We start from the raw sequence: 13,192 nt of genomic DNA, 5'->3' as shown, positions 1-13,192 counted from the left end.
TGGGGCCTCGGCACCCTGGGCCCATCGAGGGGAGACGACCGTGCCGGCCTCCGAGCCCGCCCGAACACCGAGCCTCGCCGAGCGGTCGATGCTGCTCGCCTTCCTCGCGTTCGGCACCGGGCCGGGCGACCCGGGATGGCCGAGGCTCTCGGCCGCCTGGCGGTCGAGGCTGGAGGGGGCGAGGGCGGCGATCGGCGGGCGGTTCGACGAGGGGTCGGCCCGGGGGCTGCTCGCGGTCGAGCACGAGGCGGAGGCGAGGGCGGACCCGAGGCGGGTCCACCCGAGCTGGTACGTCCGCGCCCTGAGGCGAGAGGCCCCCTCGGTCCGGAGGGCGGTGGCGGCGACGGCCCCTCCCCCGCTCGGCCCGGCGCTCCGGAGGGCCCTCGACGACGCGGAGCGGGCGCCGGGCCCGACCCACCCCCCCCAGGCCGACGCCCTGGCCTGGGCCCTGGCCCTGGCCGGGGAGCGGCTCGTCGGCGGGCCGGCCCATCGCGACGACGACCCGCCGGTCGTCCGGGCGATCGCCGCGCTCGACGGCCGGGGCCACTTCCAGTTGCTCTCGGGCCTCGGCCTGGCCAAGGTCGCCTTCGCCGGCGAGGACCGCCACGACCAGCTCCGCCCCCGGGCCCGGTCCGAGATCCTCCGGCCCTCGCTGCCCACCGCCCGGCTGGAGCTGGTCGACCTCGCGCTGGGTGACCTCGACGCCGCCCGGCGGCTCGCCGGTGGCCGGCTCCGCCCCGCCCGGCTCGGCCTCACCTCCCTCGGCCGGTTGCTGGCGGGGGTCGACCCCCACCGCTCCCGCTGGGCGCTCCAGCAGTTGCCCTACACCGTCGCCGGGCTCGCGGGCAAATCCATGGACCTCCGGGCGCTCCCGCTGCCGGCCGACGACGTGCTGGCCTGGGAATCCGCCCTGCTCCGCGCCGCCGTCGTGCTCCTGATCCGGGAGGGACGCGTCGACCCCTCGGACCTGGCCGACCCCTCCCGGGGGCAAGGAGGACGACGATGAGCACCCCTCCCCCGGCCCACGACCCCGGGCATCCCCCCGACCCCGGGCCCGTCCCCGGCGTCGAGCCGCCCGACGGCATCCCGATCGAGCCCGACGCCCCCCCCGGGGGCGCGCCGGGCCCCGACCCGCTCGGCCCGCTCCCCCGGGTCGCCCGGCGACACGCCCGGCTGGAGATGCGGCTCCGGAGGGCCGACGAGGCGCTGACCCGGGTGCTCGGCCAGCTCTCGGCGCTGCTCGGGCCCGGCGTCTCGCCGACCCTCAGCCGGGCCGAGGTCCTCCCCCGGGCCTCCGGCCTGAATCGGCCCGGGGCGATCGCCCAGTTCGGCTGGCCGAGGCTGGGGACCCGGGTCGGCCTGGGGGTCGAGCCGGCGCTGGCCCACGCGATCGTCGACCGCCTGCTCGGCTTCGAGCGCCCCGAGCCCGAGCACAGGCTCCAGGTCTCCCCCGTCGAATGGGGCGTGCTCGGCTTCGTCCTCGCCCGGCTGCTCGACCGCCTGGCCGACCGCCCCGGGGCCCTCGGCCCCTGGGACCTCTACCTCGACCGCCTCGGCCCCGAGCCGTTCCGCACCGACGACCTCGGCCCGATCGTCACCCTCGCCTGGCCGATGCACGTCCCGCCCGCCCGGGGGGCCCTCCGGTTCTGGGTGCCCGAGGTCCTCGTCGCGCTGGCGATGGTCGACGAGCCCCCGCCCGCCCTCCCGTCGATCGACCCGGACGACCTCGGCCCGGGCGGCCGGTTCGGCCCGATGGTCGTCTCCGGGGTCGCCCGGGCCGGCACGATCTCTCCGCCGGGCGGCCTGGCGGGATTGACCGTCGGCGCCACCGTCCCGATCGACGGCTCCCCCCTGAAGGGATCTCCCGAGTCGCCGGAGGGGGCGGTCACGGTCGTCCTCGGCGGCGGCCTCGGCCCGCACCGTTGGGCCGTGCCCGCCGGGCTCGTGCCCGATTCCGACGCCTCCCGGCTCGTCGTCACCGGCCTGATCTCCCGACGCCCCCGACCCCAGGAGGCCATCCCCGTGCCCCCCTCCCGCGAGCACCCCGACCCGGACCGGGACCCGAGCCCCTCGACCAACCCCGACCTCGGCGTCCGCGCCGTCCCCGTCCCCGACCTCGGCCCGACCGGGGACACCCTCCTGCCCGACGACATCCCCGCCACCCTGGTCGTCGAGCTCGGCCGCCTGAGCCTCTCGCTGGCCCGGGTCGCCGACCTCAAGCCCGGGGACGTGCTGGACCTCTCCCGGGCCGGCACCGACCCCGTCGAGCTGACCTCGGGAGACGCCCTCGTCGCCCGGGGAGAGCTGGTCCGCATGGACCACTCCCTCGGCGTCCGGATCACCCGGGTCTTCCTCTGACGAGGCCGCCGATCAGCGGCCCGCACGGCGTCGGCGGACCATCGCCCAGCCGGCCGCCAGGCCGAGCAGGGCGATCGGGGCCGGCTCGGGGATCGGATCCGGGGCCGGCACGTTCACGCCCTCCGGGGTGAGCAGGAATGCCCGGGAAACGCCGTCGATCGTGCCGGAACCGACGACCTGGCCGAGGTCGTTGATTGCGTAGGCGTCGTTGAGCGTCCAGCCGGTTTCCGGGGCGATCAGGTCGTTGAGGTCGAGCATCGTGTCGTCCCGGAAGAGGAACGCCCGCCGCTCGATGGAGCGGTCCGCGGCCCGTTCGTACAGGCCGACCACGTCCCCCTGGTTGTTGAGATCCATCGCGTTCACCCCCGGGCCGCCGAAGAGGGTCAGCTCGTCGCCGTCCAGCAGGAAGCTCTCGCCGCCCGAGACGCCGCCGAGGATCTGCCCGCGATCGTTGATCGCGTCGGCATAACTGCTCTCCGCGCCGCCGAGCCGATCGGTCAGGTCGATCATCTCCCCGTCCCGGTAGAGGAACGCCCGGAAGAGAGAATAGTCCTCGAACTGCGACTGGCCGACGACGTGCCCGGCCTCGTTGATCCCTCTGGCGTAGGAACTCTGCCGGGAACTCGGCCCGCCGAGCGTCCCGAGGTAGGTCCGCTGCGAGCCCTCGACGAGGACCGCCTGCATGGGAGCGTAAGGCCGCGGGGCCTGTGCCCCCGGCCCGACGTAGCGTGACGAGCCGGCAATCTGGCCGCGGTTGTTGATGTCGGAGAAGCTTCCCTCCACGCCGACCTCCGCTCCCTCGGCGATCCGGCCGGAGTCGTTCAGGTCGAGACGCCCGCGCCCCGAGGGGTTCGACACATCGACCTCGCGAATCGTCCCGTCCGGCTCGAAGACGACGGGGACGTTGACCGAGTGCGCGGGGTGCACCCAGGGCGCCGGCTTGTTGGAGATCCCGATGACCTGGCCCCGGTCGTTGAGGCCCATGGCCTTGGAATAGAGCCCGCCGGGCAGCACCCCGAGGTTCCGGACGGTATAGAGGGCGTCTGCCCCCGCCCGGGGGGCGGCCATCGCGGTCGAGAGCACCAGGCACGCCAACGCGGCGAGGGCGGGTCGGAAGGCGGCTGGCGACATCGGGAACGCTCCCCATGGGGTGAAGGGACGTCTGCCGGGACCGCCCGTTCGGGCGTCCAATGACGCGACCACGTGGGTGAATGCAAGGCGGCGGGACGGTAGCAGGGGCCGCCCCCCTCGTCAACGCGGGAATCCGGGACGATCCCAACCGCCCCGGGATGGGGCGTGGCGACCGGCCCTCGCCCCCTGGTATCGTGCGGTACATCCACCACGTCCGACCCGAGGAGCATCGAGTGATGAACACGCGAGACGAGGCAAGGGGCGGCCGGGGTCGTCCGCGACCGGGAATCCCCGCGCTCCTGTTGGCCATGTCCTTGGCCCCGACGGCCGCCCCGGCCGACGAGCCCTCCCGGCCGAACATCGTCGTCATCATGGCCGACGACCTGGGCTATTCCGACCTCGGCTGCTATGGGGGGGAGATCGAGACGCCCAACCTCGACCGCCTCGCCGCCGACGGCCTCCGCTTCTCCCAGTTCACCAACACCGCCCGATGCTGCCCGACCCGGGCCTCGCTGCTCACCGGCCTGTACTCGCACCAGGCCGGGATCGGCCACATGGTGGGGGATTACGGCATCCCGTCCTATCAAGGCTATCTGAACGACCGATGCGTCACGATCGCCGAGGCCCTCCGCCCCGCCGGCTACGCCACCCTGATGGCCGGCAAGTGGCACGTCGGCTCGGCCCGGGGCCGATGGCCGCTCGACCGCGGCTTCGACCGCTACTTCGGCACCCCCACCGGCGGCGGCGTCTACTTCAAGGAGACGCTCCAGATCCGCACCGAAGTCTTCTTCGTCGAGGACGACCGGCGCGTCGAGTTCCCGGAGGACGGCTACGTCACCGACCTCTTCACCGACCACGCCATCCGATTCGCTCGGGACGCCGCCTCTACCGGCCGCCCCTTCTTCCTCTACCTCGCCCACATCGCCCCGCACTGGCCCCTCCAGGCCTTGCCCGAAGACATCGAGAAGTACGAGGGCCGTTATGACCTCGGCTGGGACGCCGTCCGGGACGCCCGCTATCGCCGCCAGCTCGAGATGGGGCTGATCGACCCCCGGTGGCCCCTCAGCCCCCGGGACCCCGAGGCGAAGCCCTGGGACGAGATGCCCGAGGACGCGAGGGCCGACCTCGCGTACCGCCAGGCCGTCTACGCCGCCCAGGTCGACCGGATCGACCAGTCCGTCGGCCGGCTCGTCTCGGCGCTGGGCGATTCGGGGGTGCTTGAAGACACGCTCATCCTCTTCCTCTCCGATAACGGCTGCTCCGCCGAGGGGGGGCCCGGCGGCTTCAGCCGGGGGATCGAGGGCGCCCCGATCGGCACCGGCTCCTCCTACGCCAGCGTCGGCCTGGAGTGGGCGAACGCCTCCGACACCCCCTTCCGCAAGTTCAAGATCAGCGTCCACGAGGGGGGCATCGCCTCCCCCCTGATCGCCCACTGGCCCGCCGGGATCGCTCGCACGGGGGAGATCGACCACCAGCCCGGCCACGTCATCGACCTGATGCCCACCTGCCTCGACCTCGCCGGCGCCGAGTACCCCGCCGAGCGATCCGGCCTCCCCACCATCCCCCTCGAGGGCCGGAGCCTCGCCCCCGCCTTCTCCGGCGCCCCCATCGACCGCGAGGCCCTGTTCTGGGAGCACCAGGGCAACCGGGCCGTCCGGGTCGGCGACTGGAAGCTCGTCGCCTCGAAGGGCCAACCCTGGGAGCTGTACGACCTGGAGGCCGACCGCACCGAGCTGGTCGACCTCGCCGCCGAGCGGCCCGACACCGTCGCCGAGCTGTCCGGCCGCTGGGAGGCCTGGGCCGACCGCTGCGGCGTCGAGCCCTGGCCCGTCCGCCGGCGATGAGCCGTCGCCCCGGGGTTCGTGCGCGCGGGATCGGGCGTCCGTCGGAGTCCCCACCGCCACCCGCGATCGGGCCGACGGGAGATGCGACGCCGGAAACGTCGACGCCGTGGTGGGAAGGCCGGCGCGTCGGCCCGGCCCTCCGAGTCCTGGCGAAAAGACCGGCATCTCACCCCGAGCCCGGGGGGGACGGCGTTCCGGATCCATGGTCCCGGTACCTGTGCCCGTCCCCGATCCGCTCGCCGCCCGCGAAGAATGATGGAGGTCAGGGGATAGATGGGGCTGTCCCCGGCCCACTATCTGGTATGGGCCGACGGCGCCGAGGGGGCTGAGGAGGGGAGGGTCATGGCGAAGGGGCTGAGGGCGGCGGAATCCCGGCCGAAGGACTCGGGGTCGGGGGACGGCGGGAACAGCGACGGAGATCTCGTGGGGCGGTTCCTGGATCGGGACGGAGAGGAGGCGGAGGCGGCCTTCTCGACGCTGGTCGGGCGTCACGGGCCGATGGTGTGGCGCGTCTGCCGGGCCGCGCTGGGGAACGATCATGAGGCCCAGGACGCCTTCCAGGCCACCTTCCTCGTGCTCGTCGAGCACGCCGGCTCGATCCGACGTCGCGAGTCGGTCGCGAGTTGGCTCCACGGCGTCGCACGCCGCGTCGCCGCCACCACGCGATCGGCGACCGCCCGACGCCGTGCCCATGAGCGGCTCGCCGCGGAGCAGGCCCCCCGGTCGGCCGATCCCCCGAGCGGCGACGACGTCGGCCCCGTCCTCCACGAGGAGCTCGCCCGACTCCCCCAGCCCGCCCGGGACGTCCTGATCCTCTGCGACCTCGAGGGGCTCACCGAGGGTCAGGCGGCCCGCCGGCTCTGCCTGCCGATCGGGACCGTCCGCAGCCGGCTGGCGCGCGGCCGGGCCCGCCTTCGCAAGAGGCTGATCCGCCGAGGGCTGGCACCCGCCCTGGTGCTGGCCTGGGCCGCGTCGGAGCGGGCTGCTCGTGCGGAGGTCCCCGCGGACCGGATCGAGGAACTCGCCCGGGCCGCGTCCCATCACGCGGGCCGTTCGTTCGCGGGGGCGGCCTCGGAGGCCGTCCTCGACCTCACCCGGAAGACTCTGGGAGCCATGCTCATGCGCAAGTTCAACGCGTTCACCGTCGTCGCGATCGGCATCGGGCTGATCTCCGTCGCCGCCCCCTTCGCGAGGACCGCCGAGGAGCCGGCCGACCTGAAGGCCATCCGCGGCACCTGGGCCGTCGCCTCGGTCGAGAGCCAGGGCGGGGAATCACCCGACGCCGATCAGGTCAAGAAGGGTCGCTGGATCTTCGACGCCAAGAAGCTCTCCGTCGAGACGGCCGGAGAGGCCCGCAAGTCCTCCTTCACTCTCGATCCCGACGCCTCCCCCAAGGCCATCGACCTCGTCCCGCTCGGCGGTCCGGAGAACGAGAAGGGGAAGACCTTCCTCGGCATCTACAAGATCGAGGGAGATTCGCTGACGATCTGCATGGCGGCCCCCGGCGCCGTCCGCCCCGACCGGTTCGCCACCGAGCAGGGGACCGGGACCTTCCTGATTGCCCTCCGACGCGATCAGCCCTGACCCGATCGCCACGGTCGGGCCCCACCCCCCAGGGGCATCCGCCTGCGGCGGCCCGACCTCGTCACCGGAGCGCGGACCGTCGCGATGACCCTCGCCGACATCGCGACGACCGTCGACGACGACTGCTTCGGCCGCTGACCTCCCCCGGGCCGGGCGGCACCTCGGGAGATGCCCCGACGATGCCGCCCGGCCTCGCCGTCATGGACCGATCCGATCCGGTGGCCGATCAGGGCCGGTGCTCGGAGTGGCAGGCCTTGCAGTTGACCGCCTTGGTGAGCTTGTCGGAGGCGCCCTCCTTGCCCTCGATCAGTTCCTTGGCGGCGGCGACGATCGCCTCGCTCCGCTTCTTCCAGGCCTCGGCCTCGCCCTTGGGGGGGTCGTTGGCGAGCATCGCCTCGTACAGGTCGAGGAGCTTGGCCTTGTCCTCGTCGGAGGCCTTGCCCTCGGAGACCTTCTTCAGCAGGCCCCCCTTGTGGGCCTCCTTCATCACCTCGCTGATGGTGTACTCCGGCTCCTCGTCCTGGGCGGCGAAACCGACCAGGCCGGAGACGACGAACGTCGAGAACGCGGCGAAGAACAGCTTGCGAGCCATCAATGCGTGCTCCTCAGGGACCAATGAGTCGCCGGACGGAGCCCGGGCGCCGACCCGGTGCGGCGGCGAGGCGGACCGGCCCGAGCAGGCGAAATTAGATCGGCCCGACACGCCCGGGTCAATCGGCCGGCCACGCGATCGCGCCCACCATTGATCGACGGGGGGGAATCGACTGGATCAGGATCGAGAGCCGATGCGATCCGAGGGATCGCCCCGGAGGAGGGACGACCCCCATCACGGATCCGGGATCGAGCGTCGGGGATCCCGATCAGGCTTCCCAGCCCTTGCGGTACTCGCGACGGATGAGCGCCTCGGCCTCGGGGGCGTCCGGGCATCGGAGGCCCCTGGAGTCCCAGGAGAGCGGCCGCCCGAGCCGGATGGCGAGGTTGCCGAGCAGGACGAACTCGGTCAGCGGGCCCGAATAGTCGAAGTTCGACAGCGCCGGCGGGCCTCCCTTGCAGGCCTCCAGCCACTCGGCGTCCTCGTTCGGGACGCGAGGGATGGTCGGCTCGGGGGCCTCGAACTCCTCCAGCAGTGCGCCCGGGGCGGTCAGCCACTCGGTCCGGCCCCGGGAGAAGAGGAGCTTGCCTTTGTCGCCGATCATGACGAGGTCGAACCGGCGGGCGATCTGCTCCTTCGGCAAGTCGAAGCCGGAGAACGCCTCGTCCGGGGGCATCCGGCCGCCGTCGGACCAGGTGTAGACGAGATCCCCGCTGTACTCCCCCGGGGCGAAGGTGTAGGAGACGGTCGAGGCCGTCGGGCCGGAGAGGGGCGTGTTCCCCTCCGAGGTCGCGTCGAATCCCGTCGGCGCGTCCAGGTCGAGGGCCCAGAACGGCATGTCCATGATGTGGCAGCCCATGTCGCCCAGGGCCCCGGTGCCGAAGTCCCACCAGCCTCGCCAATTGAACGGCACGTAGGCCGGGCTGTACGGCCGCCCCGCCGCCGGCCCGAGCCAGAGATCCCAGTCGAGGGTCTCGGGAACCTCCTCGGGCTCCGGGGGAGAGCCCATCCCCTGCGGCCAGATCGGCCGATTGGTCCAGGTGTGGACCTCCCGGACGGTGCCGATCAGTCCGGCCCGGATGTACTCGACGCCCCTCCGGATCGGCTCCCCGGCGTGGGCCTGGTTCCCCATCTGGGTGGCGACGCCGTGCGTCCTGGCCTCCTCGGCCAGGGTCCGGGCCTCCCAGATCGAGTGCGTCAGGGGCTTCTGGCAATAAACATGCTTGCCCATCCGGATCGCCTTCAGCGCCGGGTGGAAGTGGGTGTGGTCGGGGGTGGAGATGGTGACGGCGTCGACCTGCCGGTCCATCTCGTCGAGCATCCTGCGGAAGTCGGCGTAGAACTTCGCGTCGGGATGCGCCTGCCGGGGGTCGTCCCGGCCCGAGATGCGATCCAGGTCGACGTCGCAGAGCGCGACGATGTTCCCGCCCGCCTCCGAGACGTCCGAGACCTCCCCCCGGCCCTTGCCGCCGACGCCGATGCAGGCGACATTCACCCGCTCATTCGCCCCCCGGGCCCTGCCCGGCAGGATCGTGAAGGCGAAGGCCGCGGCGGCCCCCCCGGCGAAGGACCGTCGGCTGATGCGGTGGTCGGTCATCATGCCCCCCCGGCGACTCGCCGGTCGGATCGCTCGGATCGGTTCGGAACGGATCGGGACGGGCCGATCGACGCCGTCGGCCCCGCCCCGTCCCCCACCCGGGTTTAACAGGAGCCGACGGGCCGGGCAAGCGCCGGTCGGCCGGTCAGGGCACCGGGTAGACGACCTGGATGGCCAGCTCCATCGCCACCACCTGCGCCGCCATCAGCGCGACCGTCATCGCCAGCGTCGTCGCCCCGCCGCCGAGCCGGGCCTGGCCCGGCCCGGCGGCGGCCAGCAGCATCGGGAAGAACGGCAGCCAGAGCCGGGCCACCTCGCTGAGGTTCCGGCCCGAGAGCGTCAGGATCGCCAGTACCGCCAGCGTCAGCCACGAGGCCCTCGGTGCCCGTCCCGTCGCCATCGCCACCGCCGCCCAGACCGACGCCGGCAGGCCGAGCCCGACGAGCAATTCCGCCGGGTTGGCCGCCAGCCAGGGGAGATAACTCCTCGGGTGTGTGGCATAAAACCCCGAGTGGTTCGCCTGGTTCGCCCACCAGACGAGGAACGGGTTCGCCCCGGTGATCGCCCAGCCCAGCAGCGTCGGCGCCAGGAACCCGGCCCCGGTCAGGAGGATGAGCGAGGCCCGGCGCCGGATCGGCTCCCCCGGGCTCGTGGCCAGCAGCAGCCCCACGACCAGGCCGACCGCGAGGAAGACGAGCGAGCAGGCCATCCCGACCGCCAGCACCGCCCCCGCCGCCGCCGCCGACGCGGCCCCCCGCCGGCTCGCCAGGGCCACGCCCGACGCCGCCAGCAGGGGGAAGGCGGCGTCGGCCGTCGGCTGGAACAGGATCGCCGAGGGGACCAGCGGCCAGAGCGCCGCCGACGACCACGACGTCGCCGGGTCGGCCCCCGACCCCCGGAGCATCAGGTAGATCGGCGCCGACGTGGCGGCGCAGGCCAGCAGCGTCAGGGCGGCCACCAGCACCAGGGCCGCCCGGTCGGCCCGGGGCATCGGGCCGACGATCTGCCGGAAGGCGTCGGCCACCCCCCGGGGGGTGGCCGAGTCCACCGCCCTCGCCACCCCGGGCGCCGCGTCCATCAGCCCCAGGGCCGCCCGGGACGCCACGAACAACCCCGGGGGATGGGTGCCGATGTGATAGACGTCCTGCCCCCGGATCCACCGCGGGTAGTCCCGGAGGAACGCCATCGGGTCGGCCATCTCCTCCCGGGCGACGCGGTAGTAGCCGCTCGACCCGCTCATCGCCAACGTGATCGCCTTGGCGAGGCCGTATCCGGGCGGGGCGGCGGCCATCGCCGCCACCTGGGCGAGCGCCCCCGCCGCGACCAGCCCCGCCACCCAGGCCGACTCCCGCCACCGGGACACCCGGCCCCGCCCCAGGGCCCGCCGGCCGACCGCCGCGAACCCGGCGTACAGCCCCAGGCCGACCGCCGCCAGCGCCACGTCGACCGCCACCGGCTCGATCCCCCCGGCGAGCCTCGACCACTCCCACTCCCCCGGCACGCCGAGCGGGATCCCCTCATCCCCGAGCAACGCCGCCAGGCCGGCCACCAGGGCGGCCGATCCGATCAGCGACAGCGTCGGGGCGGGCCGGATTCGCATCGGTCCCTCGGCCTTCCGGGTGGGGGGTGCGGGTCGTCCCGGGCCCGGGGGCCTCGCGGGAGGCGGGCGGGACCCACCGATCCGCACCCCAGCAAACGCGTCCCGGCTCCCGCCGACCGCCCGTCAATACCGGGGCACCCCCGGGTCGACCGACGACGACCACGCGTCGATCCCGCCCTCCAGGTTCGCCACGTCGGCCAGCCCTTGCTCGGCCAGCCATCGGGCGGTGGCGAGCGACCGGACGCCGTGGTGGCAATAGACGAACAGCGACCGGCCGGAGATGACCCGGCGGAGCTCGTCGATCAGGTCGGGCACGTGGCCGATCGGGACGTGCAGGTCGGTGGCCGACCCGGGCAGGGGGATCGAGCAGAATCGCCGCTCCTCCTCCTCCCGGACGTCGAGCACCACCACCGGATCGCCGGCCTCGAGGCGTCGACGAAGATCCTCCGGCGAACACCGCCGGATGTCGATGGCCTGGGTCATGGGGGGGGACTCCGGTCGGATCGAGGATGATCTGGGGCGGATGATGTCGGGGTCGGCGTCGGGGTCGGGGTCGGGGGGGAGGGGCCGGATCGGCCGCCGACTTCGGCGTCGGCGTCGGCATCGACTTCGGCGTCGGCGAGGGCCAGGGAGGCGATCCGGGAGAGCACGGCGACGGCCAGCAGCGTCGAGGCGACCAGGAACGCCCACCAGCCCCAGCCCAGCTCGCCGGGCCGGCGGTCGCCGGCCGAGGCGCCGATGAAGGCATAGGCCGCCGAGCCCGGCAGCATCCCCGCGAAGCTGGCCAGGGCATAGGCCCCGAAGCGGACCCCCGTCAATCCCAGCGCGTAATTCAGGACGTTGAACGGCACGATCGGCGAGAGCCTCAGCAGCAGGACCACCCGGCCCCCCCGCGCCGACACGGCCCGGTCGACCGCCCGGAAGCGGCGGTCCCCCTCGACCCTGCGGCGCACCGCCCCCCGGGCGACCCCTCGGGCGACCAGGAAGGCGGCCGACGCCCCCAGCGTGGCCGAGGCCGCCGCCAGGGCCGCCCCCGCCACCGGGCCGAAGAGGTAGCCGCTCGCCAGGGTCAGGGCCGACCCCGGGGCCATCAGCACCACGCCCGCCGCATAGACGAGCGCGAAGCCGACATACCCCCAGGCACCGGCACGCTCGACCCGGGGGACGACCTCCCGGTCGACCCAGGCCGACGCCGGCACCGCCCGCCACAGCAGGGCCAGGCCCAGCAGGGCGAGCGTCGCCAGCGTCCAGCGGAGCGCCGGCCCGGCCCGGCCCCCGGCCCCCCGACCGCCCTCGGTCGCATCCTGGCCGCTCATCACAGTCGGTTTACGCCCTCGGGACGACGACGGGACGGGTGTTCCCCGGAATCAACATACACGCATTGATTCAAGATCGCACGCGACGTGCGGGGCGGGCCGGGCCCGCCCCGTCACTCGGCGGCGATCGGCCGGCCGAAGTCGCCGAGCATGCTCCGCCAGATGCTGTGGATGTGGTTGGCGTTGTTCTGCGTGTTGTTGAACTCGATCAGGAAGGTCGGCCCCTGCACGCGGTAGGCGTGGGGTTGGTTGCGGTCGGCCGGGCCGAACCAGGCGAAGGCGACCTTCTCGGGGCCGGCGTCCCGGATCTCGGTCAGCCAGGCCTCGGCCACCCGGGCGGGCATGTCCATCGCGTAGGCCTCGATCAGGGTGCGGAGCAGGTCCCGCTGCGCCTCGGTCATCTTGCCGTAGGTCAGGCCGACGGCCTCCTCGGCGGGCGGCTGGGGCGTGTTGGCGGCCCGGACGTCGCCGGGGGCCTCCTCGGCGACGATCGCCTCGGCCTGCTGGCCCTGGTCCAGCGCCTGGACCAGCCGCAGCGCCCGGTCCTCGACCTCGGCCAGGGCCCGCAGGCCCTCGCGGTCCCCCTGGCGGACCTCCGCCGGGTTGCTGCCGAAGAAGGCCGGCGTGGCCGAGACGACCTCCCCGCCCTCGATCGTGAAGTTCAGGGACAGGTGGTGCCCCTCGACTCGCCAGCCCCAACTCCCCCGGTTCGACGGCTCGCCGAAGATGCTGAAGAAGTACAGCTCGGGGTCGCGGTGGGGGGCGTTGTTCTCCATCTCGTGGAGGATCTGCTCCAGGCTCATCACGGTCGTGGCCTTGACGGCCCCCTCGGCGCTCAGGCCGGTGGCGAGCAGGCCCATGGCCAGGTTCCGCTCCTCGGCGCTCATCTGCTTGACCGGCAGGCCGTCGCGCTCCCGGGGGATGAAGTGCCAGTTCAGCCGCTCGGGATCCCCGAAGTCGAAGGTGGCGAGGTCCCGCTTCTGGTCGTCCAGCGCGTCGAGGAACCGCTCCGCGGCGGTCGCCATCGCGGAGCCGGGGCGGTCGACCGCGGCGCCGGCCCAGAGGGCGAGGCTGATGATCCCGATCGTACCCAGGGCCAGGCTCGGCTTCAGTCCGCGCATGGGGCGTGCTCCCGTTTGGCTGTGGGGCCGGCTCGGCTCGACTCGACCG

General features: G+C 73.7%; 11 protein-coding genes. 4 read left to right on the top strand and 7 right to left on the bottom strand.

Annotated elements, in window-relative coordinates; all coding sequences use genetic code 11:
* Nucleotides 1-40: 40 nt before the first annotated feature.
* Together ElP_RS15350 and ElP_RS15345 are read left to right on the top strand one after the other, a co-directional pair.
* The gene (locus ElP_RS15350) at nucleotides 41-1,006 is read left to right on the top strand and encodes a hypothetical protein (RefSeq protein WP_145270714.1); all 966 of its coding nucleotides are present in this window, start codon (nucleotides 41-43) and stop codon (nucleotides 1,004-1,006) included.
* The gene (locus tag ElP_RS15345) at nucleotides 1,003-2,358 is read left to right on the top strand and encodes a FliM/FliN family flagellar motor switch protein (RefSeq protein ID WP_145270712.1); all 1,356 of its coding nucleotides are present in this window, start codon (nucleotides 1,003-1,005) and stop codon (nucleotides 2,356-2,358) included. Before ElP_RS15350 ends, ElP_RS15345 begins: the two co-directional genes overlap by 4 nt.
* Nucleotides 2,359-2,370: 12 nt before the next feature.
* On the opposite strand, the gene ElP_RS15340 is transcribed toward ElP_RS15345, so the two are convergent.
* Complete coding sequence (locus ElP_RS15340) at nucleotides 2,371-3,489, bottom strand: HAF repeat-containing PEP-CTERM protein (protein WP_145270709.1); 1,119 nt, start codon at nucleotides 3,487-3,489, stop codon at nucleotides 2,371-2,373.
* A gap of 236 nt (nucleotides 3,490-3,725) precedes the next feature.
* On the opposite strand from ElP_RS15340, the gene ElP_RS15335 reads away from it, so the two are divergent.
* Both ElP_RS15335 and ElP_RS15330 read left to right on the top strand, forming a co-directional pair.
* A complete protein-coding gene (locus ElP_RS15335) occupies nucleotides 3,726-5,333 on the top strand; it encodes an arylsulfatase (protein WP_197447009.1) in 1,608 nt (535 codons plus the stop codon).
* 273 nt (nucleotides 5,334-5,606) lie between these two features.
* The gene (locus tag ElP_RS15330; protein ID WP_145270707.1) at nucleotides 5,607-6,917 is read left to right on the top strand and encodes a sigma-70 family RNA polymerase sigma factor; all 1,311 of its coding nucleotides are present in this window, start codon (nucleotides 5,607-5,609) and stop codon (nucleotides 6,915-6,917) included.
* 226 nt (nucleotides 6,918-7,143) lie between these two features.
* Here ElP_RS15330 and ElP_RS15325 read toward each other — a convergent pair whose 3' ends face one another.
* From ElP_RS15325 to ElP_RS15300, 6 genes are all read right to left on the bottom strand, one after another.
* On the bottom strand, nucleotides 7,144-7,509 hold the full coding sequence (locus ElP_RS15325) for a hypothetical protein (protein ID WP_145270706.1): 366 nt from the start codon (nucleotides 7,507-7,509) through the stop codon (nucleotides 7,144-7,146).
* Between the two features lie 268 nt (nucleotides 7,510-7,777).
* Nucleotides 7,778-9,109 (bottom strand): Gfo/Idh/MocA family protein, encoded by a 1,332-nt coding sequence (locus ElP_RS15320; RefSeq protein ID WP_197447008.1) that lies wholly within the window; start codon nucleotides 9,107-9,109, stop codon nucleotides 7,778-7,780.
* Nucleotides 9,110-9,251: 142 nt separating this feature from the next.
* The gene (locus ElP_RS15315; RefSeq protein WP_145270703.1) at nucleotides 9,252-10,706 is read right to left on the bottom strand and encodes a hypothetical protein; all 1,455 of its coding nucleotides are present in this window, start codon (nucleotides 10,704-10,706) and stop codon (nucleotides 9,252-9,254) included.
* 123 nt (nucleotides 10,707-10,829) lie between these two features.
* The gene (locus tag ElP_RS15310; RefSeq protein WP_145270701.1) at nucleotides 10,830-11,189 is read right to left on the bottom strand and encodes a rhodanese-like domain-containing protein; all 360 of its coding nucleotides are present in this window, start codon (nucleotides 11,187-11,189) and stop codon (nucleotides 10,830-10,832) included.
* On the bottom strand, nucleotides 11,186-12,022 hold the full coding sequence (locus ElP_RS15305) for a TVP38/TMEM64 family protein (RefSeq protein WP_145270699.1): 837 nt from the start codon (nucleotides 12,020-12,022) through the stop codon (nucleotides 11,186-11,188). The genes ElP_RS15310 and ElP_RS15305 overlap by 4 nt, the downstream gene beginning before the upstream one ends.
* A 113-nt stretch (nucleotides 12,023-12,135) precedes the next feature.
* Nucleotides 12,136-13,143 carry a DUF3500 domain-containing protein gene (locus tag ElP_RS15300; RefSeq protein ID WP_197447007.1) on the bottom strand — a complete coding sequence of 336 codons (1,008 nt, stop codon included), beginning with the start codon at nucleotides 13,141-13,143 and terminating at the stop codon, nucleotides 12,136-12,138.
* Nucleotides 13,144-13,192 lie beyond the last annotated feature (49 nt).

The organism is Tautonia plasticadhaerens (assembly GCF_007752535.1).
Taxonomy (GTDB): Bacteria; Planctomycetota; Planctomycetia; order Isosphaerales; family Isosphaeraceae; genus Tautonia; species Tautonia plasticadhaerens.
This window is presented reverse-complemented; position numbering and strand designations above follow the sequence as displayed.

Coding starts and splice junctions, on each gene's coding strand:
- ElP_RS15315 (WP_145270703.1), bottom strand. CDS start 10,706: ATGCGAATCCGGCCCGCCCCGACGCTGTCGCTGATCGGATCGGCCGCC.
- ElP_RS15330 (WP_145270707.1), top strand. CDS start 5,607: ATGGGGCTGTCCCCGGCCCACTATCTGGTATGGGCCGACGGCGCCGAG.
- ElP_RS15310 (WP_145270701.1), bottom strand. CDS start 11,189: ATGACCCAGGCCATCGACATCCGGCGGTGTTCGCCGGAGGATCTTCGT.
- ElP_RS15340 (WP_145270709.1), bottom strand. CDS start 3,489: ATGTCGCCAGCCGCCTTCCGACCCGCCCTCGCCGCGTTGGCGTGCCTG.
- ElP_RS15320 (WP_197447008.1), bottom strand. CDS start 9,109: ATGATGACCGACCACCGCATCAGCCGACGGTCCTTCGCCGGGGGGGCC.
- ElP_RS15325 (WP_145270706.1), bottom strand. CDS start 7,509: ATGGCTCGCAAGCTGTTCTTCGCCGCGTTCTCGACGTTCGTCGTCTCC.
- ElP_RS15335 (WP_197447009.1), top strand. CDS start 3,726: ATGAACACGCGAGACGAGGCAAGGGGCGGCCGGGGTCGTCCGCGACCG.
- ElP_RS15300 (WP_197447007.1), bottom strand. CDS start 13,143: ATGCGCGGACTGAAGCCGAGCCTGGCCCTGGGTACGATCGGGATCATC.
- ElP_RS15305 (WP_145270699.1), bottom strand. CDS start 12,022: ATGAGCGGCCAGGATGCGACCGAGGGCGGTCGGGGGGCCGGGGGCCGG.
- ElP_RS15345 (WP_145270712.1), top strand. CDS start 1,003: ATGAGCACCCCTCCCCCGGCCCACGACCCCGGGCATCCCCCCGACCCC.